The following is a 24,923-nucleotide window of genomic DNA, read 5'->3' as shown; positions in this document are numbered from 1 at the left end:
TATTTTTCGCAAATTTAAACAAAAAATGTATTGAAAAAACAGTTTCTGCTTATTTTACTTCCTGCATTAATCTTCTAATTAACGGCGTTGTAATAATTAAGACAACACCCGCAATTAAAGAATATAATGCTAATTGATAATATCCGTCTGTATAAGCAATAAGTTTAGACATTAACGTAGTTCCTGTATTGGCATCAGACATTTCAGCGCCTAATTTTCCTGCTGCAAACTGCCCGAACGCACTCGATAAAAACCATAATCCCATCATCATTCCAAACAAACGTTTAGGAGACAATTTTGTAATTACAGACATCCCGATTGGTCCAATACATAATTCCCCAAGTGTATACAAAAGATACCCTAAAGCAAATACATCAAGAGAGCTCAACCCATTTGCATCAACAAAAAATCTGGCACTGTAAAAAATGAAGAAACCAGCCGCAAGCAAGATAAATGACAAACCAAATTTAATAACAGTATTTGGTTCAATTTTTCGCTTGTAAAGGAAAATCCACAACAATCCTACTAATGGGCTGAAAATAATAACATAAAGCGAGTTTATACTATTATTTACCACGTTTGGATCAATATTGAAGAATAACAATTTATTTGTTAAGTTATCTTTAGCAAACAACGATAATGACCCTCCAGACTGCTCTGAGATTGCCATAAACATAAAGTATCCAAAAATAAATACAAATGCCGCTAAAAGTTTGCGTTGTTGTTTAGAGTCTTTTATTTGTATCAATTCAAATAGAAAATATCCTACTGCCGCTGCTCCAATTGTATACATGAAATACTCCGTAAAATCAGAGTTGATTACCATTATATAAACTAATGGAATAACAATAAAAGAACCTACATATACCGCGATCTCATAAAGATTACGTTTTTTAGGCGTATGATTTTCTAATGGAGAATTCCCAATTGGCGCTAAATGCTTTTTTGTTAAAAGAAAAGTTATAACACCAATAATCATTACAATTGCTGCAGAAAGAAAACAAAGACTCCAAGAATAGTTCTTTCCTAAATAAATAGGAATCGCTCCTCCAAGCATTCCTCCTATATTAATTCCTGCATAAAATAATCCGTAACCAGCATCACGGCGGCCATCATTTTCATGATACAACTCACCTACCATTGAAGAAACATTCGGCTTAAAAAAACCTGTCCCAATAATAGAAAGTGTTATTCCGTAATAAAAGAAATCATGCGGCGAAGCTGCAATAAGCAAGTTCCCCAAAATCATGACGATACCTCCAAAAAGAAGCGATTTCTTAAAGCCTAGTATTTTATCAGCAAAAATTCCACCGATAAAAGTAAATGCATATACAAAAGCCTGAATTGCTCCATATTGCAAATTTGCTTTTCCTTCCACCAGACCTAATTGGTCTACCATAAAGAAAGCTAAAACACCACGCATTCCGTAGAAACAAAAACGTTCCCACATTTCAACCAAAAACAAGTACCACAATTGTTTTGGGTACTTGCCTTTAAAATTTTGAATTTCTTCTAAAGTAATATTGTTTTCCATTTTATATTTTATCTAACACCGTGCATTAATTTTTTCAATAGTGGTGTTAAAGCAAATAATAAAATTGCCGCAATACCTGTCAGAACAACAAAAACCATAAAGAACTCATATAAATTATGGATTTCAAATCCTGCAAAAATTGGGTTTTGAGCACTAATTTGATGATGATCTAATAAAGACAACTGATCTGCTGTCAATGTGATTTTTTTATCTAAAACTGCCTGAAGATCTATTCCAAGTTCTTTTGCTTTTGCAAATTTATCTCCGGTTGCAGGCAAGATAGAACCTAAAGTTCCTCCTAAAGCATAACCTGATGCATTAGACAAAAAGAATACTCCGTATAACAATGATGCAAAACGTTTTGGTGACAATTTACCCACCAACGACAAACCAATTGGAGACAAACATAACTCAGCACATGTATTTAGGAAATATAATAAGATAAGCCATTTTACTAATAAAAGTCCTGAAGTTCCGATATAAGAAACCTGAGTCGCAATCATAAAGAAACTCACAGAAATTATCACTAACCCAGCAGCTAATTTTACAGGTGAGATTGGCTCTTTGCCTTTAGCTCTTAAAGTATCCCAAAGAACACTAAATGGAACTGCTAAAAACACAACAAACATACCGTTAAAAATTTGAACCATCGATGGCGGCATTGCCCAGCCAAAGAAATGTCTGTCTGTTTGGTTATCAGCAATAAAAGTCAAAGATGAACCTGCCTGCTCAAACGCCGCCCAGAAGAAGATAATAAAGAACGATACAATGTAAATTACAATAATTCTGTCTCTTTCTACTTTAGTCAAAGAAGTATCAGAAATAATCAATCCTGCCAATGCAAGACCACTTGAGTAAATCAAAGTATAAATTAAGTTTTGACCTACCACATAGTGAAAAAAGAACCCTAAAGCAATAAATGCTACTCCTGCCATAGCAAGAGCTTTATTAGAAAAGTTTGCTTTTTGTGATTCTCCTTCTTCAAAATCTGAAGCATCATTTTTTGAAGGAAGTCCTCCTAGCGGTTTTCCTTCTGGAGAAACTACATATTTATTTTTTAAGAAGTAAAAAAGAATTGTACCTAACAACATTGCTGCAGAAGCCGCCATGAATCCCCATCTAAAAGCGTGGATATCTCTAATACCGCCTGCATCTTTAACATCTCCTAATAAAGGACAAATAGACTGACCTAAGAATGCCCCAATGTTAATCCCCATATAGAAAATAGTGAAAGCACTATCTAATTTTGTTTTTTCTTGTTTTGGATACAAACTTCCAACCATACTAGAAATGTTTGGTTTAAAGAATCCGTTTCCAAAAACAATTACTCCTAATGCAGAGTACATAATGATTTTTGCCAGATCTAAATTTGACTCAAAAACGCTTCCGCTGGTAAACAAAAGCATTTGTCCTATTGCCATTAATAATCCGCCTAATAGAATACAATTTCTGTTTCCTAAATAACGGTCAGCAACAAAACCACCCAGCATTGGTGTTAAATAACAAAGTCCAAGGAAACCTCCATAAATTAGAGACGCTTCTTCTTCCTTCATCAATAATGAATTCACAAGAAATAAAGTTAATAAAGCGCGCATTCCATAAAAATTGAATCGCTCCCACATCTCCGTTCCGAATAGTACCCAAAGACCTTTTGGATGCGCAGTTTTTACTTGAGTTTCTCCCATATTTTCATTATTATTTTTAGGTTAATATTGTTTTAGATTATAAATTTTCTTTGATAAAATTGGTCATTTTATTGTAAAGCTGAACTCTCGTTTTTCCGCCATAAATACCATGATCTTTATCTGGATAGATTTGAGAATCAAATTGTTTATTTGCCTGAATTAATGCTTCCATCATCTGCATTGTGTTTTGAACGTGAACATTGTCATCGCCAGAACCATGAATCAATAAGAACTTTCCTTTCAATTTATCAACGTGATTTATAGGAGAGTTTTGATCGTATCCGCTTGCATTTTCTTGTGGAGTCTGCATGTATCTTTCTGTGTAAACACTATCATAGAATCTCCAGTTTGTTACAGGAGCAACAGCAATTGCCATTTTAAATACATCATTTCCTTGGAAAATACAGTTAGATGCCATAAAACCACCATAACTCCATCCGAAAATTCCAATTCTTGAAGCATCAACATATGGATAAGCACCAATTACTTTTGCTGCATCGATTTGATCTTCAACTTCGTATTTTCCTAATTCTTTTTGAGTCACTTTTTTGAAATCAGCCCCTTTGTAACCTGTACCTCTTCCGTCAACGCAAGCCACAATATAACCTTGCTGCGTTAATGAAAGAAACCAATAATCATTAGAGTTATTCCATTGATTCGCCACCTGCTGCGATCCCGGACCTGAATATTGGAACATAAAAACTGGATATTTTTTTGAAGGGTCAAAATCTTTTGGTTTTAAAATCCATGCATTAAGTTCATTCCCTTTTGCAGTTTTTAAAACAAAGTATTCTTTTGAAGGAAGGTTATACGCTTTTAATTTATCAGCAAGAGCCTGATTATTTTCGATAACCTGAATTTCTTTTCCAGTTTTAGCCTCGTTTAAAGTATAAGTTGTAGGCTGTGTATTACTTGAGAAAGTTGTAATAAAGTATTGGAAATTTGGACTGAAAGTAGCCTCACTTGTTCCTGTTTTTGAAGACAAACGCACTTTATTTTTTCCGTCTAAACCAATTCTGTAAAGATCTCTGTTAATAGAACCATTTTCTGTAGACTGATAGAAAATCGTTTTTGTTTTTTCGTCAAAACCATAGTATGAAACTACTTCCCAGTTTCCTTTTGTAACTTGATTTTTAAGTTTTCCGTTTTTATCATACACATAGATATGATTAAAACCGTCTTTTTCACTGGTCCAGATAAAACTGTTGTCTTTTAAGAAAGTCAAATTATCAGTTACATCTACATAAGCTTTATCTTTTTCATTCAAAACTACTTTTGCTGTCGCTGTATTTCCGTCAACAAACAATAAATCTAAATTGTCTTGGTGACGGTTTAAAACCTGTACACAAAGTACATTTGCATCATTTGTCCACTGCATTCTTGCAATATAGAAATCATTGTAGTTACCTAAATTTACTTTTTTTGCAGTTCCTGCAGCTACATCATATATATGTAATGAAACTTCTGAGTTTTTTTCTCCAGCTTTAGGATATTTAAAAGTTTCAATTTTTGGATATAAATCTTTATGAAAAATTGACATTGAAAACTCAGGAACCTGGCTTTCGTCAAAACGAATGTAAGCTACTTTTTTACTGTCTTTGCTCCAGTCAAATGCACGCACAAAAGCAAATTCTTCTTCGTAAACCCAGTCAGTAATACCGTTAATTACAGCATTTTTCTTTCCGTCTGTAGTAATTGGTGTAGATTTTTTTGATGCTACATCATATACATATAAGTTATTTTTTTTTGCGTAAGCGATTTTAGTTCCGTCAGGTGAGAAAGTTGGCTCTTGAATTTGAAAATCAACAAGTTTAACCAGAGATTTTGCTGCGATATCGTAAAGGTAATAATCAGCAGTAAAAGAGTGACGGAAGATTTTAGTAGAATTACAAGCAATTAAGATTTTTTTTTCAGAAGCATCGAAGGTGTAGCTGTCAATTCCGTCGGCAAGTTCTTTATGGTTTTTAGTATCAACAAGATTCGATACTTTTTTGAGCGTAGCAAAATCGTATAAATCGATCTGCATACTTCTGCTCGCCTGGTCAACATTTAAAACAGTATATTGATTTGTATTTTTCAGCGATTGCAGTTCATCCATCCCTTTAGCCCGGAAAGTACCGCCAAAAACATTTTCGACAGTTATTTTTTGCTGTCCAAAAACGACCGCAGTTAAAAATAAAAGTACTGCAGTAAATTTACTTGTATTCATTAGAATTATTTTAAATATAAAAAGAGCCCAATTTTAATAAAAAAAATAAACATAATACACATTTTAAGTGTTAAATGTTAAAAAAAATAACGATTGCGTACTTTCATGTCTGAAATAGATTGCAATCAAAACTCTTAAAATAGTATCTTTGCGGCAACATTATTATTTAATATATTGAGAATGAACAACGCTGTTGCCGGATTTTCTAAATTATCCAAAAAAGAAAAAATTAACTGGATCGCCAATGAATATTTTTCGACTCCTGAAGAGGCCTTAAATATTATAAGAAATTACTGGAATTCAGACGAAAAGCTCCAACAGCTGCATGATGAATTTATTGAGAATACGATTACCAATTTATATATTCCGCTTGGGGTTGCTCCAAATTTTTTGATTAATGGGAAGTATAAAACGATACCAATGGCCATTGAAGAAAGTTCTGTTGTGGCCGCAGCCTCAAAAGCAGCCAAATTTTGGGCTTCACGCGGAGGCTTTAAAGCCACTATAATTGATACCGAAAAAATTGGTCAGGTTCATTTTAATTTTAATGGTGATGCCGAAAAATTACAATCGTTTTTCCAGCAGATAAAACCTAAGTTTTTTTCTGAAACACAAAGCATTACCAAAAACATGCAGGAACGCGGCGGCGGTATATTAGATATTCAATTAAAAGACAAACGAAATTTACTTGAGAATTACTATCAGCTTCATGCCACTTTTGAAACTAAAGACAGCATGGGCGCTAATTTTATCAATTCATGCTTAGAGCAGTTCGCATCTACTTTAAAAGAAGAATTTCAGCATTCTGATTTATTTTCTGAAGAGGATACATTAACTGTTATCATGAGTATTTTATCGAATTATGTACCTAACTGTTTAGTTAGAGCCGAAGTTTCATGTCCAATTGAAGATTTAGCCGAAAAACATATCCAAAATCCACAGGAATTTGCAGAACGCTTTGTTCAGGCTGTTCAAATTGCCGAAATTGAGCCTTTTAGAGCTGTAACACATAATAAAGGTATCATGAATGGTGTTGATGCTGTTGTACTGGCTACAGGAAATGACTTTCGAGCTGTAGAAGCCGGAGTTCATGCTTATGCTTCAAAAAACGGTCAATATGCAAGTTTATCACATGCAAAAATTGAGAACGGAATTTTTACATTCTGGCTTGAAATTCCTTTAGCACTAGGAACCGTTGGCGGCCTGACTTCACTGCATCCATTAGTAAAATTATGCATGGAAATGCTTGAAAAACCTTCTGCAAAAGAGTTAATGGAAATTACTGCCGTAGCAGGTTTAGCACAAAATTTTGCAGCATTGCGTTCTTTAACCACAACAGGAATTCAGGAAGGACACATGAAAATGCACTTAAATAATATCATCAACCAGTTTGAAGCTACAGACGAAGAACGTCATTTGATAAAAGCACATTTTAAGAAAACTGCTGTTTCACATAGTGCCGTAGTTGAATTCATTGAAAGTTTAAGAAAATAATTAGAAGCTGATCCCGCTATTCGCTGCAATCTTTTCCTTTTTAAAGAAAAAAGCAAAAGGATTTCCACTTCTATCGGGGCTAAAAAATACGTATGTCAACAACCTTTTACAGTAACGGAAAATTATTCATCTCTGGAGAATATTTAGTATTAGATGGCGCAGATGCATTTGCACTGCCAACAAAATTTGGTCAGGATTTAGTTGTAACAAAAGGAGAAAACCAAATAATAGAATGGAAAAGTTATGACTACGACAAACAGCTTTGGTTTGAAAATGTAATTTCATTTGATGAAGTTATAAACAATATAGATTCTGAAGTTGAAACTGTAAAAACCACTTTAATTAATATCCTGCACGAAGCTTATCTTTTAAATCCTGAATTTATTAAGCAGTCAAAAGGATACAGAATAACAACGAATCTTACTTTTCCAAGAAATTGGGGATTGGGAACATCTTCGACCTTGATTAATAATATTGCGCAGTGGACCAAAATTAATGCTTTTACACTGCTTAAAAACAGCTTTGGAGGCAGCGGTTATGACATAGCCTGCGCGCAGAACAATACTCCTATTTTATATAGAATAGAAAATAATTTTGTTGAACCGGTTATTTTCAATCCGGACTTTACAGAAAACATTCACTTTGTTTATCTCAACAAAAAACAAAACAGTAAAACTGCTATACAAGCTTATAACAGACACAAAGACCAAAATCTAGCAAAGAGTGTTGCCGAAAACAATAAAATAACTAATGCTATCCTGAACGCTAAAACCTTAAAAGAATTTGCCTACGCAGTAGAAAAACATGAAATTCATTTAAGTAATATTATGGAGATAAAAACAATTAAAGAAATTGCGTTTCCTGATTTTAATGGTACTGTTAAAAGTCTAGGTGCTTGGGGAGGAGACTTTGTAATGGTGGTTTCAAAAGAAAATCCTAAGGATTATTTTACATCAAAAGGATATGATGTTATTCTCTCTTATGATGAAATGATTTTGCAGGAGTAGTTATCAATATCAATAAGCGTAATTAAAAATTTACTTTTTGATCATTTTCAACTGGTTCAGATTCTAAACGTCTTACTTTTTCATTTTCCTGCTCGTTAGACTCTATAAGTGTATTATGCAGACGTTCAGCCATTTTCTCAATACTGTTTGTAATAGAGTCGTATACCAGCTCCATTCTGCGGTGTTTTTCTTCTTTTACAGCTTTCAAAACATCTTCTACAAAAACCTTATCGTATTTTTCAGCTACAGAGTCACGGGTATTGGTTAGCCTGATAACGTAATCGTTACTTAAAATTGTTACCTTAAAGTGTTGTTCTTCGTTACTTAAATAATATTTACCACCCAATTCATCAACATTGATGTCGGTAGTGCTAACTTTTAAAAGCTCCGTAATTATTCCAAAAATGTGATTTTCAATTTTAGAATATACCTTTGGTTTTCTTCTTAAAAATTTAAACTTATAAAACATTAAATGTTTGATTATTAAAGTATTTGTTTATAATTCTCTCAGAACTTGCATTAACAAATGTTTGTTAAAATTTAGATTTGTTAGAACAAAAATTCCGACAAATTAACTGTAATATTTTTATAATCACAAATTTTTAAGGTTATATTTCCATAATTCCCATATAGTTAAGTAAATTACATAAAACATTTACTACAAAATCATTTTGCTAAAACATTATATACAGAAAAACCCGAAACATTCAGCTGAACGTTTCGGGTTTTTCTTTTATTTATTTTACTAAAACTTTCGGTTAGTAATTAAATTGCAATCTGTTATCTTCAATTTTAGCATTGTTTTTCAACGCTGGTAAAATTCTTCCTGCATCAGATGCGCTTTGAGCTTTTACTTTAGCAACATATTCTGCATGGTTTGTAAGGGCTGGAGCTTTTACAGTTTTGATATTTTTCACTACATAAACTCCTGTATTTCCTTCAATTGGAGCAGAAAGTTTGTTAGCGGCTAAAGCAAATGCAGTACCTACAACTTGTGGCTCTTGTCCAACTCCGCCTGGTAAAACAGGGTTTTCTAAAGTAACATCTGCAGCTTGTTGTACAGCTACACCAGCACTTTTAGCAACAGCTTCGATGCTTGAACCTGTCATTTTAGCTTTTAAGATTTCAGCTTTTTTCTTGTTTTTCAAGATTGGTTCAACATAAGGTCTAGCCATAGTAACAGAAACTAAACCAGATTTGTTTTCTCCTTTGTATTGAGCAATAACGTGTCCGATATTAGCTAATTCAAAACGTTTAACGTCACCTTTATCAGTTTCTTTATCAAATGCCCATCTAACGATGTTTCTTTGAGCTCCTAATGGTCCAAACTGCTCGTCCATAGCTTTTGCAGAAACCGGGCCTTCAACTTTTAAACCTAATTCTTTTGCAGTAGCAGCGAAATCTTTATCAGCTGCTTCCATTTCGAATTTAGTAGCTAATGTAAATACTTTATCAGAAGTAGCTTCAGAAGGCTCGATTTTTTGAGCAATTGTAGCTAAACGAATTCCGTCTTGTTTGTCAGTAATTTTAATAACGTGGAAACCGAATGGAGTTTCTACTAAACCAACTTTTCCAATTCCGTTGTTGAATACAAAATCATTGAATGGTTTTACCATTTGGCCTTGACCAAAATATCCTAAATCACCACCTTGCTGAGCAGATGAATCATCAGAACTTGTAAAAGCAAGCATCATGAAGCTGTCAGGGTTTGACTGAACTTGTGCTAAAATTTCTTCAGCTTTAGCTTTAGCTTCTTCTTTAGTTCTTTTTTCTTTTTGGTTTGGTGTTTGAGAACCTTCATAACCAATTAAGATATGACTTGCTTTAGCGTTAACACCAGCTTTAAATCCTAAAGATTTAGAAATTGCATAGTATTTTCCGTAAACATAAGGACCGTAAATTGCACCAGCAGGTAAGCTGAATAATTTATCAGCATCTACAGCTGGAAGAGCATTTTTAGGAACATAAGTAGAATCGTAAGGAACATCAGAATTTGCATTTACAAATTCAGCAATGTTTGTTGCGTTTCTAAATCCTGGTAATGTATCGTTTTTACCTGTTTTTGCATTGTAAACAACACTTCCAGATAATAAGGCAGTAATTTTAGCTTTAATATCAGCCTCATCTTGTTTTGATGCTTTATCTTCAACTAAAACGTATTGAATTTCACGAGTTTCATCAGCTTTGAATTTCTTCTCGTTTTTCTTCATATAATCTACGATATCTGAATCAGAAATTTTTACTTCACTATCTTTAATAGAAGAGTATAACGCTCCAGCGTAAGCAAAGTTTACTTTGTTAGCTTCCATTTCATACTTTAACTTTCCTTCACTAGCAGTTGTGTAAAGTCCAGATTTTACTAAAGTATTATAGATTTGAAATTTTGCGTTTAATTCAGCATCTTTTTCTTTATCAGAAATATATTGTGCTGCTTCAGGATTTGCTTTAAAGTAGTCTTTAAATTTAACTACATCAAAAACTCCTGCTGCGTTTAAAAACATAGGGTTTTTACCAATATTTGGGTCTGATTTTAAAACTTCAATTAAGTGTTTTTCACCAACTCTCAATCCTAATTTATCAAACTGAGCTGATAATAATGCGATTGAAACTTCTTGATCCCAAACTCTGTTTGCAGCTTCAGTGGAAGTAATTCCTTGACCACTTTTTTCAAGATTACTAACTTTAACTCTAAAGTCTTCAAATGAAATATCTTTTCCATCGATGCTTCCTACATCTTTTGAACTTTGACTAAATGTTCCTTTACCGATTAGATCTTGTATTATAAATGCAAATAATGCAAGTGCAATAACTCCTATCAATAAAGCGGAACGCTGTCTAATTTTTGCTAAAACTGCCATTTTTATTATCGTTAATTTTATATTCAGTTTGCGAAAATACAATTATCTAGTTAATAACAATACAACTAGCGTTTTATTTTACACAATTTTTTTTAATTATTTAAAAATTTACTCTTTTATTGTCATTTTGACCAATTCAATTTTCTTGTTTGAAGCCTGTTCTATCTTAAAATGGAACCTGTCAATCACAATTTTATCTCCTTTTTGTGGTATTTCTTTGGTAGAATTTACAATAAAGCCTCCTAATGTTCCATATGAATCTTCTTCGGGAATCATGAGTTTGTAGGTTTCATTTAGATATTCGACATCTAAGCGTGTAGAAAACAAATATTTACCTTCACCTAAATCCTGTTCTATCAATTCTTCATCTAAATCGTGCTCATCTTCAATTTCACCAAAAAGCTCTTCAACGATATCTTCAATTGTTACAATTCCGGAAGTTCCTCCATATTCATCTAAAACTACTGCAACGTTTTTTCGCTTTTTAATCAAAATATTTAAAGCGTCTTTTATTAAGATCGTTTCCGGAACAAATTCAACAGTCATTAAAACAGATTTTATGGTCTGCGGTTTTTTAAATAAATCGAATGAATGTACATAACCTACAATATCATCAAGGGAGTTTTGACTTACTACAATTTTTGAATATCCGGTTTCTATAAAAAGCTCTTTTAAATCTGTAACACTGTCAAATAAATCTATTGCTACAAGTTCTGTTCGAGGTGTCATAATATCACGCGCTTTTACTCCTGAAAACTCTAAGGCATTTTGAAAAATCTGAATCTCAGAATCGACTTCATCATCATCTTCAACTGAACTCATTTGTTCTGTAATATAATTACCAAGTTCAACTTTACTAAAATACAATTGTACCTGATCGCCTTCTGTTTTAAAAAACTTCCTTAAAATAAAATCAGATATCCAGATAAAGAACGTAGAGACGTAGTAAAACAGCCTGTAAAAAAGATAAGCCGGAACGGCAAAAATCTTAATTAAGGAATTGGCATAGATTTGAAAAAAAACTTTCGGAAAAAACTCTGCTGTAATCAGAACTATAAAAGTCGAAATTAAAGTTTGAACTAAAATAGTGGTTACGTCTGAAAAATGAAATCCAAGACCTGTTATCCATTTCAGGACAACATCTCCCATATAAAATCCATAAACTACAAGTGCTACATTGTTTCCAATAAGCATTGAAGCTATAAATTTTGAAGGATTTTCGGTAAGTTTTGTTAGAATTTGAGACAGAAAATTATCTTGTTTTTTTTCAATTCCAAGATAAATTTTATTTGAGGAAATAAAAGCTATTTCCATTCCTGAAAAAAATGCTGATAGTATTAAACACAATATTATAATACTAATTTCCATTTTTACTGTTTTTTATTTCGATCGTTATATTTATTAAGAAACCTTCTCCTGAAGAAAAACATAAAAACAGCCATTCCTGCAATAACAAAACTCAAAGGGTAGGCTTCGTTATTTTCGGTAAGCTTTATTACTCCATCATAGATAAAGTAAACTGCAAATAAGATGTAAACGTATTGTGTGTATTTTAAATATCCCATAATTATAATTCTTCGTCTGATTCAAATTCACCGCTTATTCGCTGCGAATTAATCACTTTAAAGTCTTTGCTAAAATCAATTCCCTGACCAAAAGAAACTCCTTTAGCATCTGTAAGTTTAAATTTTCTTTCTGTGTAAAACCACTCATTTTTTTGATCAAAAAACATTTGTTCTGTTTCCAAAACCTGTCCCGCTTCTGAGGTAATTTTAACTTTTCCCTGTAAATCTATTATACTTGTATTTTTATAGGATACAGCATAATTTGATCTAATAAAGGTACGCTTTTGTTTTTTGTCGTATAAAGTAACATCAATTCCTTTTGGAAATTCTGTAAAAGGGAATTCAAGATTAGAATAATCAAGCATTTTTGAGCTTATCAAAACTCCTGTTATTTTACCAGAATCTGTGTATTTGATATTCACAGTATCGGCATCACTTGCCGGAACAAACTCTGAGAAGTTAATTTTTTGAACTTCTTTAAAATTACTTTCGCATCCAAAAAACAGTGTCACAGCAATAACTGTGACAACGCTTGTAATATATCTCTTTGGTAAATTCATTTGCCAAATGTAATAAATTGTAATGAGCTTATAAAAACATATATTTTTATGTTTAGTTGAATTTGCTCTTCACAAACCATTTATCATTAAATGAGAATCCTACACTAAAGTTTACATAATTTTCCTGAACCAGGTTTGAAGAAACTGTTCCTTTTTTACCAAATTCAATTCCTATGTTTACATTAGAAAAATATCCCGGAATTGGAATTCCAGCTCCTAAAGTCATCCCTACATCTTTAATTGATTCGTTGTTAACAATTAAACCAATTTTCTCGTATTTCAAACCTGCACGATATGTAATTCTGCTTAAATAACTTGTAAAAGAGGTGTAATTTGGAATGTAGTAACCTCCAATTGCATATTTAGCATAATTCTCGTATCGAACGTTATCCATTGCATTGTAATAGTTTGTCAGCTGTCCTTCTCCCTGAAAAGCCAATGTAGTACCTACTAACCATTTTCTTGACTCACCAATACCTGCTCCAATAATTACTCGGCTCGGAAGTTTTAATTTAGTAGTTGATGCAGGATATGCATAAGGGTCCGGATCGCCGCTTACATTAATTTCTCGTACATTTTCAGAATTTAAATTACTTGAAAATGTATAACTCAAACTTGTAAACAGGTTTACTTTTTTATAAATCTTTGTCTGGTACATTGTACCTAAATCAAAATTAGCTCCGGATAAAGTAGAAGCATTTGATTCTGATGTACCATTTTGAACACCGGTTACCTGCTCTATACTTGTTGTTGTAATTTTTCCAAAGTTATATTGAACATCAGCTCCAATAGTCCAGTGCGGTTTAATTTTATAACCTACACCAAAATATACTTTATTAATACCGCCTTTTCCGCTTAACTGAGAACTTACAGCTCCTTCTGTCGCAGTATTATCATCTAAAATTTTATATCCAACAGATGATAATGGAATTAAACCAAACGATACTCCAAATTTTCCAACTGGAATTCCAACAGCTAAATAATCAAAAGTTGTTCTTTGTGCTTTTGCAGATCCAGTATTCGATTTTAATGTCGAAGTTCCAAAAGTTCCTCCTACTGTAAAAGTAGTCTGCATTAAACTGGCATAACTTGCTGGATTTTCAATATTCAAGTGAATACTATCCTGCTCAACAGCAACGCCCGCCATAGATCTGTACTCTAAAGTTCCTTTAAACTTGATATCTCCAATTCCATAAAAAGAATATGGCGATGCAGTACCTTGCTGAGCAAATGAAACGAACGATATAAGCAAACAAGCACTTATTATAATTTTTTTAATCATTGTCGATTTTATATTGATATGTTTGGCTCAAACTCTCCAGAAGGAAATTTGAATTGGCAAATATGGTATTTTTTAATCGTTTAGCCAAAAATTCTGCATCGCCTCCCGTTAAAATTATTATAAAATTTGAAAAGTTCGAGCGATATTCATCGATAAAACCGTCAATCTCATAGACGAAACCATTCACAACACCAGAATGAATCGCCTGTGCGGTTGAATCTCCAATGTAAGAATGGGGCTGATCTAAAGTAAGCAAAGGGAGTCTGGCTGTGTAATTGTGTAAGGTTTCGTAACGCAAACGAAGCCCTGGAGAGATTGCACCGCCCAGATAATTATCGTTTTCGTCGATAAAATCGTAGGTAATGCAGGTTCCGGCATCTATAACTAATCGATTTTGTTTCGGAAACTGCAGTGTTGCTCCGGCAGCCAAAATCATTCTGTCGATTCCTAAAGTTTTTGGTGTTGCATATTTATTATGAAACGGGAAAATATCTTCGTGTGTAAAAAAATGAACATTTAACTGTTTTTCAAAACTCAAAAAAGATTGTTTTTCGACATCTCCAACCGAGGCAACAACCAAATCTGAGCAGTTTGGAAATTTTTCTAAAATTTTTTCAATTCTTTTTTCAAGCTCATTTTTTTCAAAAACGAAATACTCCAAAACACTACTCCCTTCAAAGACAGCAGCTTTAATTCTGGTATTTCCAACATCGACAGTTAAAATCATTTTTCTTTTTTGTTTTTGCGAAGATACGAATTGATTTTTTTTCTAAAATGTTTTGGATAAACGGAAAATGATTCTATCTTTGCACCCGCATTGAGCACAAGACGGTACCTTAGCTCAGATGGTAGAGCAATGGACTGAAAATCCATGTGTCCCTGGTTCGATCCCTGGAGGTACCACCAAAACCCGAATAGCAATATTCGGGTTTTTTGTTTTTATTATTTTCGGAAAAATTTAAACCGAAAAGTAAAAAACAATAGCCCACAGATAACACAGATTATACAGGTTTTTAAAAATCATTTTAATCTGTATAATCTGTGGCTAAAAAAAAGTTCGCAAAGCTTTATATTGATAAAGCTTTGCGAACTTTGCGTTTTTACCTTGCGGTCTTTGCGGTTAAAAAACCTAGTCTAAAAAATCTTATTGATGGAACACAGAAACCGCCGGGAAATAATATCCTGAAAAACTTACTGTTCCTGTTTTAGCTCCAGAATCTCCATTGAATAAATAAAGGTTATTGATCGCAAAATTTGCTCCATATCCTTCGTTTACTGTATTAATTACTAAAGTGTTTTTCTTTTTATCATATCCAATTCCCGCTCCATATAATATATTAGAATCTGTTAATGTAACAAAAGGCGAAGCTAATGAAGAAACATCTCCGTTATATTTATAAATTTCTTTACCACCGCTCCAGCTTCCATTTTTGGCAATGAAAACAGCATTTTTTGCAGCTGTAATAGATCCCGGATGCCAGGCTCCCCAGCTTCCGTAAGCCTGAAAACCTAATGCGATTTCTTTTACCTCAAGAGTATTAGAGTCTATATTGATAAGTTTTGTTCCGCCTGCGGCCCATACTTTTTTATCATCAGTAACAGCAAATCCCAGAACCATTCCTGAAATTGTTTTTTCGACTGCTAATGTTGTAGCATTAATTACAATAACCCCTTTTGATGCCGACAATGCAAAAATGAATCCGTTAACTTTTACAATGTCTCCTACCTGACCTGTAATTCCTTCAACTTGTCCGTTTAATTCCATTGTATTCAAATTAAGTTTGAATATTCCTTTTCCAGAAGTAAGCAAAGCCTGATTTTCATCAATTCCAACTATCGCACGCCAGTCGTTTCCACCCTGAGCCGGAATTCTTTTTTCTTCTTTAAGCGAATAAGCATCTGCAACTACAACCGGTCCGCCGACTTTAGACACCAAGAATAGCTTTTTATTAAAGACAGTTCCAAACTCTAAAGTTGACGATTCTGGTTTTAAATCTTTATCTGGATTTACTTTTACAAAAACACTGTCTTCTATTGCTTTTGTATCGTATCTGTAAAACCCAACTGTTCCTGTTCCATGCCCAAACCATCCTTCATTAATCATAAAGAATCCGTTTTCATAAGCTCCAAATGTGTGAATATCGTAAGTTAGAGATACGTTTCCGCCATTGTTTTTAGCAGTCATCGTAATTTTAAAATCTCCTCTTGTTTCTGGTTTAAAAGTATATGTCGAATCAGATCCTACAACATTTCCGTTTACTGCCCATTCAAATGAAACATTATTTCTGTCTTTTATTTTTGAACTCAGCTGAAGTGTTTTTCCAATTGTCAAAGTATCTTTTAACTGCTGTTCTCCCTTGATTACAGGCGCCGCCGTAAAATCATCATCATTATTACATGAAGTTACCAGCATCATTAAAGAAGCAATGGCGATTAATTGCTTAGAAAAAAAATTGTTTCTCATTATTAAATATTTAAAAAATTATATTACTTAAATGTTTAAATCCAGTGCACTAAAAACTATGTTTCTGGAGCAATGACATGTTTAATGATTTTTTTGATAGAGAAAAGGAAACGTCAAGAAGAAAAAAACACTCAAAAAGAAACTGTTTTTAAGATATCGCATTTGCAGAAAAAAAAACTCATAAACTTATTTAGCTTACGAGAATAGAATGATCAAACAATACTCATTATCACTTAGAGTGAAAAAGTATTATTCTTAATTCAAGCTTCAATCCCCGAAAGCTGTTATTACTATAAAAATGGCAGGTCTTCTGACTTGCTCCCTACACCCAGCCTTCCCTTTCGAATTGAAAAGTGACATATTAAAGGGTTTCAGTTAATGAGCTTACAGCTGCGGGACAGTTTTGGATTTGCACCAAATTCCCTTTTAATGTCATATTTAATCAAACATGACAACCATTTTCTGATTTAAATTTTGAGCTGCAAAACTAGTGTTTTCTTTTTTGAAATCCATGCATCCTTATACTATATAAGGGTTTAGGCACACCTGCATTCTATGATATATTTCTAATTATTAAGTATTGACTGATTAAAAATGTATTATTAACAATTAATTAGTTTTTGTTAAAAAAGTATCAACTAAATAAAAAAATATCTTATATATTCGTAAAATCGTATTTTATTTTTTTATTCATTATTAAATCAACAGAACGTTTTATGAGCAAAACTTCTACTAAAGGCATTTGGAAAGTAATTTCGGCCTCTTCTATGGGAACAATGATTGAATGGTACGATTTCTATATTTTTGGGAGTTTGGCCGTTGTAATTTCAACTAAATTCTTTCCGAGTGATAATCCAACAGCAGCGTTTTTATCTACATTAGCCACGTTTGCCGCCGGATTTGTTGTCAGACCTTTTGGCGCTTTATTTTTTGGACGATTGGGAGATATTATCGGCCGAAAATATACTTTCATGGCTACTTTATTATTAATGGGAGGTTCTACTTTTTTAATAGGCTGTATTCCAAGTTATGAAACCATTGGTTTTCTCGCGCCTCTGTTAGTTTTGATTCTGCGTTTATTGCAAGGTTTGGCTCTTGGCGGAGAATATGGCGGCGCAGCGACTTATGTTGCCGAACATGCTCCGGCTGGGCAAAAAGGATATTGGACATCGTGGATCCAGACTACTGCAACGGTTGGTTTATTTATTTCTTTGATGGTTATTCTGGCTACCAAAAATGTACTTTCGGCCGAAGCTTTTGATTCATGGGGATGGCGTGTTCCTTTTTGGGTTTCTATTGCAATGGTGGGAGTTTCATATTTAATTAGAAAAAATATGGACGAATCACCGGTTTTTGCAAAAGCTAAAAAGGAAGGAACAACAAGTACAAATCCTTTAAAGGAAAGTTTTGGAAACCGATACAATTTAAAGTTTGTTCTCTTGGCATTATTTGGCGCAACAATGGGACAGGGTGTTGTTTGGTATACTGGACAATTCTATGCTATGAGTTTTATGAAAACGGTTATGAATGTAGATTCTTCACAAGTTGACAGTTTACTTGGAATTGCATTATTGATAGGAACACCTTTTTTTATTGTTTTTGGATGGCTGAGTGACAAAGTTGGCCGTAAATACATTATGATGTTCGGTATGTTACTGGCTATTTTATTCTACAGACCTATATATAAAATGATGTACAACACAACTGATGTGAGTTACAAAACCGAAATTGTAGAACAAACCTCTCAAAAGATCGAAAAAGCAAAAAATAATGATGTAATTACCACGATTTCAAAAACCTATACTGATGGAACTACGTATATCGAAAAGAAAACAGATTTTGCTGATAAGAAAAAATCTCAAAGCAGTGTTACTATAAATATCAATTCTGGCGATGAATGGACTTTAATTTTTTTAGTTTTCATTCAGGTTTTATTTGTTACAATGGTTTATGGTCCAATTGCAGCGTTTTTAGTTGAAATGTTTCCAACTAAAATCAGATATACTTCTATGTCACTTCCTTATCATGTAGGAAATGGAATTTTTGGAGGTCTGCTGCCGGCAATTTCGACTTATTTTGTAACTCATGCAAAAGTAGCCGGAAAAAGCGATTTTTATCTTGACGGACTTTGGTATCCTATTATTATTGCGTCGATCTGTTTCGTAATTGGAATGATTTACATAGACAATAAAAACAAAATTAATCATCTTTAACATTTAAGAACATGAATACAATCAAACAAGCTTTAGGCGTTTTATGGGTTATTTTGGCAGTTGCGGCCGCTTACTTCTGCGTGTTTGAATTTGGCTTACCTAAATTATTATCAGATCAGCAAGATGATTTAGTCTTTGGTATTATTATTCTTTTTATCCTCACGCCTCTTATTGTTTTAGGCTTAGGAACATTTGGTTATTTTGCTGTTATTGGAGAGTATAACCATAAAAAGAAATAACAGAAACAATAAACAACTAAACCAGAAAAGGGCTGTCTATTTTTCAATAGAACAGCCCTTTCACATTACTAACCAAACCAAATTTTTAATCTGTTTAGAGATATATTTTCAATGTTTATTTTTTAATAAACTTCATTACCTGTATTTTACCATTTTCATCTGAAGCTTTTACGATATACAAACCTGTTTGTAATTCACTTACGCCAAATTGAAAATCAACATTTCCGTTTGAAGCAAAGCTTTTTACAAATTGTCCTGAAACTGAATAAATCTGAACTTTTGAAACTGCGGTACTTAAAGTGAAATGATTTGAAACCGGATTTGGATATAAATTCACCGTGCTTCCTTTTTCAAAATCTTCGATAGCTAAATTGGCAGTTTTGTTTCCATAAATTCTATATTCACCTGCAGGTAAATTTATCGGAGCATTTACATCAGTAACATTTATTGTAGTATTATCCATTAAATTGTACCAAGTTCCTGCATACGGAAAACCTGTCGAAACGTTTTGCGCTGTAACGTCAAAATTGGCTAAAATCAAAACGTCTTTTAATTGTGCCGAAGTTAAACCTGCATTGGTTATTTTAATGTTTACTGTAAGCGAATTAGAATTTGGAATTGTTGAAGTTCCTAAAAAAACAGGTTCTGCCTTTTTTAGTGTAATCATCTTAGCCCAATCGTTGTAAATTTTATTACGGTTTGAATTTCCTAACCAGTTATTTACCCACTGAGGCTGTGGTTTGGTATCTAGTTTACAATCTCCGCCTGTACTATCTGAATCTGTATTTACAGAATTATCATTACAGGTAAAAATTGAACTCTCCCAGCCCAGTTCTCCAAAGTGCCAAATCATTTTTGGTCCTGGAACTAATAATGAAACTGCTCCAATTGCCGACATTCTGGATAAAGCGGTATTTAATGTTTTTACATTATAAGCACTGTTTGAAGCTCCGTATTGCACATTTTTATACATCAAACGTTCTTCGTCATGACTTTCGGCATAACCTATTAAACGGTTTGCAGCAAAACCACGATTGGCACTTGACATTTTCGAAATATTACTTTCAGAAGCATACCCCATAGACAATTGATTGTAAGGATCTGTCATTTTACCCCACATCATAACTCCTTTACTTGGAGTTTCTGTTACTCTGTAATCGGCCCATTGTTTTTCTTCGGCTTCAGTTCCTAAATGCTCAAAAATGGTATAATGCGTTGGATCCAGACTCCATGAATAATCAGCATATTTCTTTAAAATATCTACCCTGTCTTGCTGGTATGCATTTGTACAAGATTGATCTGAGGCTGTACAAGCCTGTGTAAATCCTTTTGTTAAATCCCATCTAAAACCATCAATTTTATATTCCTGAATCCATTGCTTAATTACACGCTCTACATAATATTGTGTTCTTGTTGATTGATGATTAAAGTCTTCTCCAACACTAAATGTATGTTTTGCAACTGTATTAAAGTATGGATTTTCGGCTGTTGGTGAACCAAAACCATCACCGTCAGGATCGTTCATCCACATTCTAACCATTGGATTTCTTCCGAAAGCATGATTTAAAGCCACATCAAGAATAACGGCAATTCCGTTTTGATGACATACATCTATTAGTTCTTTTAATTTATCCGATGTTCCATAAAACTTGTCCAAAGCCATGTGAAAAGAAGTATTATAACCCCAGCTTTCATTACCTTCAAATTCCATTACCGGCATTAATTCGATAGCGTTTATTTTAAGGTTTTTGAAATAATCGATTTTGTCAATTATACTTTGGTAATTTCTTGCTGCATCAAAATCTCGAACCAAAACTTCATAAATAACCAGTTTTTCTTTTTCGGGCTTTGTAAAATTAGTTACCTGCCAATTATAAGGAGTCTGACCAGTTTTTAGAACCGTAACTTCAAACTGCTGTCCTGCTGGATAAGCTGGTAAATTTGGATAAGAAGATGCCGGAATCCACGGATCATCATACGGAGACAAAACCAAAGTAGAATAAGGGTCGGCCGTTTTTACTAAAGATGGAGAACCGGTAAGAGGTGAAGCATCTACAACCCAATACTGATAGGTATTATTTACTCCCGAAACCAATCCGGTTAATTCTAACCAAAATTTTCCCGAAACAGGATCTTTTTTCATGGCATACGCCGAAGTTGGCTGCCAGTTATTGAAACTTCCGGCAACGTAAACAAAATCTTTTAAAGGAGCATCAAGAACCAATGTTGCTTTTGAAGTATCATTGGAATTATAATTAATTCCATCAACTAATCCTGCAGGCATTGTTTGAGAAACTGTGTTTGGATTTACCACAACTGAAAACTTTTTTACAATTGTAGTCGATCCCTGAGTTACACTCAATTCATACGTTTGATTATTAGTAACATTTATATGAGAATAAGAATAACTTGCAGTACTTGCATTGGTATTTATTACTGTTCCATTTGCTTTTAACGAATAGCTTGCCGCTCCGTTTGTATTTGTGGCTGCAATATTAAAATTGGAACCAGACGCTATAATTGAAGCGCTATTTTCTACAGGTGAAGTTAGGTTTACCTGAAAAGATCCAACTTCGACAACAATATCCTGAGATTGTTTGCTGCCGCTTCCGTCTTTTGCTTTAACCAAAAATCCTATTCTGCCAATTCCATTTCGTCCAAAATATACAGACGGTGTAAAAGTTTTAGTATAAGTATCAGTACCTGCATTATAGGTAAACTTTGCAGCTTCATTTGAAGAAGTCCATGATCCGTTAGACGGAGAATCCATTTGGTTGGTATCATTTACATCATAAGACCATGACCAAAGATACAATGCATTACCTGTAACTCCCCACGTACTTTCATTAATACTGGTACCATTAATTGTTATTGTAATTGGCGTAGTATCTTCAAAAGTGGGAGGGTTTATTGAATAAGTAACGGTTTGCTGCTGGGCAAAAACTGTTACTGCCATCAATAAAAATATTGATAGTAAAGTTTTTTTCATAATAGTGTGGTTTTTTCGGTTAGTCAGTCTGATTAAAAAAGGGCTATCTAGCAGATAGCCCCATTTTAGTATGAAGAAAGTTTATTATTGATTTGGAATCATCAAATAACTTCCGTCTAAATCATTGAAATAGATAACATATTTAGATTTAGCTACTGGTATGTTATCACCAGTTCCTCCACCTGAAAAAGCTGTTTTGCCTCCCCAAGACACATCCCAAGCATCATTAGCTCTAAATTTCATTCCTCCATCATTTAGAGATGTCACGCCTAAAGTCCAGATGTGAGCATTAAAAGCAGATTTAACCATTGGCGTTGAAGCATCCCACCCTTTAGCAGTTGCATCTCCAATAATACCAATTGTGTTATAAACTGTTGCTCCCGCACCTGCTGCATATGGAGCTAATGTGTAGGTTAATTTTTGAACATCCATAACAAAAGTGTAATATCCATCTGCAGGAATTTCAAAACTTGCCGGATCTTGATCTCCTTCTGTTGCTCTATAAGCTAAAGATCCATCTTTCCCTCCATACATTGGAGCCCAGCTTCCTAGGTTTTTGATAGCCTTGAATACACCTTTTTTGAAGAATCCTGTAAATTTATATTCATTAGCATTTGCAGCGCTTCTAAATAAAATTTGGTTCCCTTTATTGTTATCCCATCCAGAAACGGTTGCGTCTCCAACTAAGTACCAGTCATTAAAATCATAAGGAACTTTTCCTGTGTAAGGAGTAACTGTGATTGTAATTAAACCTTTAGACACCTGAGGAAATCCTCCAGAAACATCAGATTTAATTTTTACATCGTACTGAGCAGCTTCTTCAGGTTTTCCTCCAAGATCAATCGCTGCCTGATTCAATTCTCTGGCAAGTACAGACACTTCAGTAATACTGTTTGTTGTAGTCTGCAATGTTTTTGCAGCACTAAAATCACCTCCTTTTTTATCAATTAACAAGGTGTATTTTACAGCAACATTTGTTGAATATTCTGCAGCTGACCATGTAAATTTCGCTGCCTCTTCTGCTGCTTTTTCAACATCTAGAACATAATTTTGTCCTGTTGCAGGAGCAGTAATTTCTGGTGCTGAAACAACATTAAGAACTGGTCTTTCGTCTACAGCATCTGCATTACATGACACTGCCAATACACCAATAAATGCGATTAAAACTTTATATATATTTTTCATTTTTAAGTTCTATTAGGTGTTAGTATCCTGGATTTTGTTTTAAAGTCGGATTAGCCTGAATTGTTTTCGCAGGAATAGGCATTAAATCTCTAAAAGATTCTGTCGCAACACCATTCATTGTTCCGCCTTTCCATTGCCAGATTTTAGATCCTCCTGTGAATTTACCAAAACGAATTAAATCCGTTCTTCTGTGACATTCCCAAAACAATTCTCTACCTCTCTCTGCAAGGATAAAATCAAGATTCAAATTTGCAGCAGATATTGTAGATGCTTCCGCTCTTGTTCTAATTTGGTTAATATAATTTACTGCAGTTCCAATGTTTGCTGTACTAGCACCTCTAACTGCCGCTTCTGCATACATTAAATAAGCATCAGAAATTCTAAAAACTGGAAAATCAGTATCAGGAATATCAGTTCTTTGTGCTGGTGAACCATCAGCTTTTTTATTTATGTATTTTGTTACAGCATAACCATCTGTAAATGTTGATACATTCGTAATATCTAAAGCCTGTCCATCAGTATAGAAAGTTCCTCTTTTATCTCCTGTTGCTGTTGCATCAGGGAAAAGAGCCACAAACTCTTTACGAGTTCTGATACCCTGCCATCCTCCGTCCATTCCTCTTGAAGCGGCATCCATGCTTCCTCCAATAGAAGCGTGAAGAATAAAACTCATTCCTCCACCAGTTGCTCTGATAGCATTTCCATCACTTATGATTGGGAAAATAACTTCGTTTTGCGCTCCATTTTTATCATTATCCGCAGAAAACAAATACGCATAAGGAACGTTTGCAAAAGTATATCCTGAGTTAATGATTTCAGTACATAAAGTACCTACTTCATTATTTTTTTCTGTTCCAGTGTAAACCTTAGCATTTAGATAAATTTGAGCTAACAAAAATTTAGCGGCAACTTTGTCTATTCTTCCATACTCATTCGTTCTTGCATTTGGCAGACTGCTGTCTAAATCTTTTAATTCAGATTCTACAAAAGCAAAAACTTCCGCTCTTGATTTTTGAACTGGATAAAAGAAGCCAACTGGATCTGCTTCTGTAGTAATAGGCACATTACCAAATAAGTCCATTAAGTTAACATAAGAAAAAGCTCTTAAGAAACGTGCTTCAGCTCTAAAAGTTGCAATTTCAGCTTTTAAATTAGCATCAACACCTCTGGCATTTAATTTCTCATCTGTAGTTTGTCTTAAAAACTCATTTGCTAAACTGATATGATAAGATGCTCTTGAATAAGTTCCGTATAAAAACTCATTTTGAGGAGACCAAGTCTGCGTGTTCAATGTTGGTAAAGTACCATCAGCCCAGGCAATAATCGCTTCATCTGTTGTAAATTCCTGTGTTACAAAAAGCAAACGTAAATAACTGCTGAAATCTCCGCTAAGACCTGCAATATCAGCTTGTCCGTCACCGTCATTACCTCCAACATATAAACCAGCATATAATTTTGCTAAAACTTGTTTGTAAGATGCTGGATCCTGGAAAAAGGTCTCAGATAAAAACTCATCGTCATCTTTTGGTGTCACGTTTAAATCGTCAGTACACGAAGTAAGCGTCATACTTATTCCTAAGATAAATAGGAAGAAATAAGATATATATTTAAATGATATTTTCATTTTGTATGTTTTAAA

18 protein-coding genes, 1 tRNA gene and 1 riboswitch are annotated in these 24,923 nt (G+C 33.7%); of the genes, 5 read left to right on the top strand and 14 right to left on the bottom strand.

Translation table 11 applies throughout. The annotated features are described in order from the left end of the window. Positions 1-49: 49 nt before the first annotated feature. From FJOH_RS07390 to FJOH_RS07380, 3 genes are read right to left on the bottom strand one after another with little or no spacing between them, the layout of a single operon-like run. On the bottom strand, positions 50-1,534 hold the full coding sequence (locus FJOH_RS07390; RefSeq protein ID WP_012023501.1) for a peptide MFS transporter: 1,485 nt from the start codon (positions 1,532-1,534) through the stop codon (positions 50-52). Positions 1,535-1,542: 8 nt separating this feature from the next. Next, positions 1,543-3,219, bottom strand: a complete 1,677-nt coding sequence (locus FJOH_RS07385; RefSeq protein WP_012023500.1) for a peptide MFS transporter — start codon at positions 3,217-3,219, stop codon at positions 1,543-1,545. Between the two features lie 37 nt (positions 3,220-3,256). After that, on the bottom strand, positions 3,257-5,428 hold the full coding sequence (locus tag FJOH_RS07380) for a S9 family peptidase (RefSeq protein WP_012023499.1): 2,172 nt from the start codon (positions 5,426-5,428) through the stop codon (positions 3,257-3,259). A 180-nt stretch (positions 5,429-5,608) separates the two neighbouring features. Between FJOH_RS07380 and FJOH_RS07375 the strand changes: the two genes are divergently transcribed. Beyond that, positions 5,609-6,922 carry a hydroxymethylglutaryl-CoA reductase, degradative gene (locus FJOH_RS07375; RefSeq protein ID WP_012023498.1) on the top strand — a complete coding sequence of 438 codons (1,314 nt, stop codon included), beginning with the start codon at positions 5,609-5,611 and terminating at the stop codon, positions 6,920-6,922. Positions 6,923-7,014: 92 nt separating this feature from the next. After that, complete coding sequence (locus tag FJOH_RS07370) at positions 7,015-7,929, top strand: GYDIA family GHMP kinase (RefSeq protein ID WP_012023497.1); 915 nt, start codon at positions 7,015-7,017, stop codon at positions 7,927-7,929. Positions 7,930-7,951: 22 nt separating this feature from the next. Here the strand turns inward: FJOH_RS07370 and FJOH_RS07365 are convergent, their stop codons facing one another. The 7 genes from FJOH_RS07365 to FJOH_RS07335 form a co-directional block, all read right to left on the bottom strand. Next, complete coding sequence (locus FJOH_RS07365) at positions 7,952-8,398, bottom strand: hypothetical protein (RefSeq protein WP_012023496.1); 447 nt, start codon at positions 8,396-8,398, stop codon at positions 7,952-7,954. 289 nt (positions 8,399-8,687) lie between these two features. Further along, positions 8,688-10,787, bottom strand: coding sequence for a peptidylprolyl isomerase (locus FJOH_RS07360; protein ID WP_012023495.1), 2,100 nt, complete (start codon positions 10,785-10,787; stop codon positions 8,688-8,690). Positions 10,788-10,895: 108 nt separating this feature from the next. After that, positions 10,896-12,155: a hemolysin family protein gene (locus FJOH_RS07355; protein ID WP_012023494.1), complete on the bottom strand. Its 1,260-nt coding sequence runs from the start codon at positions 12,153-12,155 to the stop codon at positions 10,896-10,898. 2 nt (positions 12,156-12,157) lie between these two features. After that, the gene (locus tag FJOH_RS07350) at positions 12,158-12,352 is read right to left on the bottom strand and encodes a hypothetical protein (protein WP_044047564.1); all 195 of its coding nucleotides are present in this window, start codon (positions 12,350-12,352) and stop codon (positions 12,158-12,160) included. A gap of 2 nt (positions 12,353-12,354) precedes the next feature. Beyond that, complete coding sequence (gene lptC / locus FJOH_RS07345; RefSeq protein ID WP_012023493.1) at positions 12,355-12,912, bottom strand: LPS export ABC transporter periplasmic protein LptC; 558 nt, start codon at positions 12,910-12,912, stop codon at positions 12,355-12,357. Between the two features lie 52 nt (positions 12,913-12,964). Continuing rightward, entirely contained in the window at positions 12,965-14,194 is a 1,230-nt protein-coding gene (locus tag FJOH_RS07340; protein ID WP_012023492.1) for a hypothetical protein, read from the bottom strand. After that, a complete protein-coding gene (locus FJOH_RS07335) occupies positions 14,187-14,921 on the bottom strand; it encodes a type III pantothenate kinase (protein WP_012023491.1) in 735 nt (244 codons plus the stop codon). The genes FJOH_RS07340 and FJOH_RS07335 overlap by 8 nt, the downstream gene beginning before the upstream one ends. A gap of 103 nt (positions 14,922-15,024) precedes the next feature. On the opposite strand from FJOH_RS07335, the gene FJOH_RS07330 reads away from it, so the two are divergent. Further along, positions 15,025-15,100 (top strand) — tRNA-Phe (locus FJOH_RS07330). 238 nt (positions 15,101-15,338) lie between these two features. Here FJOH_RS07330 and FJOH_RS07325 read toward each other — a convergent pair. Continuing rightward, positions 15,339-16,658, bottom strand: coding sequence for a DUF5074 domain-containing protein (locus FJOH_RS07325; protein ID WP_012023490.1), 1,320 nt, complete (start codon positions 16,656-16,658; stop codon positions 15,339-15,341). Between the two features lie 283 nt (positions 16,659-16,941). Then, positions 16,942-17,133: riboswitch (cobalamin riboswitch) on the bottom strand. 241 nt (positions 17,134-17,374) lie between these two features. On the opposite strand from FJOH_RS07325, the gene FJOH_RS07320 reads away from it, so the two are divergent. Further along, on the top strand, positions 17,375-18,871 hold the full coding sequence (locus FJOH_RS07320; protein ID WP_012023489.1) for an MFS transporter: 1,497 nt from the start codon (positions 17,375-17,377) through the stop codon (positions 18,869-18,871). An 11-nt stretch (positions 18,872-18,882) separates the two neighbouring features. Next, a complete protein-coding gene (locus FJOH_RS07315) occupies positions 18,883-19,110 on the top strand; it encodes a DUF6814 family protein (protein WP_044047562.1) in 228 nt (75 codons plus the stop codon). Between the two features lie 115 nt (positions 19,111-19,225). Here FJOH_RS07315 and FJOH_RS07310 read toward each other — a convergent pair whose 3' ends face one another. The 3 genes from FJOH_RS07310 to FJOH_RS07300 all read right to left on the bottom strand — a co-directional run bounded on the left by FJOH_RS07310 (position 19,226) and on the right by FJOH_RS07300 (position 24,908). After that, a complete protein-coding gene (locus tag FJOH_RS07310; RefSeq protein WP_012023488.1) occupies positions 19,226-22,099 on the bottom strand; it encodes an alpha-amylase family glycosyl hydrolase in 2,874 nt (957 codons plus the stop codon). A gap of 84 nt (positions 22,100-22,183) precedes the next feature. Further along, on the bottom strand, positions 22,184-23,284 hold the full coding sequence (locus FJOH_RS07305) for a SusE domain-containing protein (RefSeq protein ID WP_012023487.1): 1,101 nt from the start codon (positions 23,282-23,284) through the stop codon (positions 22,184-22,186). Positions 23,285-23,303: 19 nt separating this feature from the next. Further along, positions 23,304-24,908, bottom strand: coding sequence for a RagB/SusD family nutrient uptake outer membrane protein (locus FJOH_RS07300; protein WP_012023486.1), 1,605 nt, complete (start codon positions 24,906-24,908; stop codon positions 23,304-23,306). Positions 24,909-24,923 lie beyond the last annotated feature (15 nt).

The organism is Flavobacterium johnsoniae UW101 (assembly GCF_000016645.1).
GTDB lineage: Bacteria > Bacteroidota > Bacteroidia > Flavobacteriales > Flavobacteriaceae > Flavobacterium > Flavobacterium johnsoniae.
This window is presented reverse-complemented; position numbering and strand designations above follow the sequence as displayed.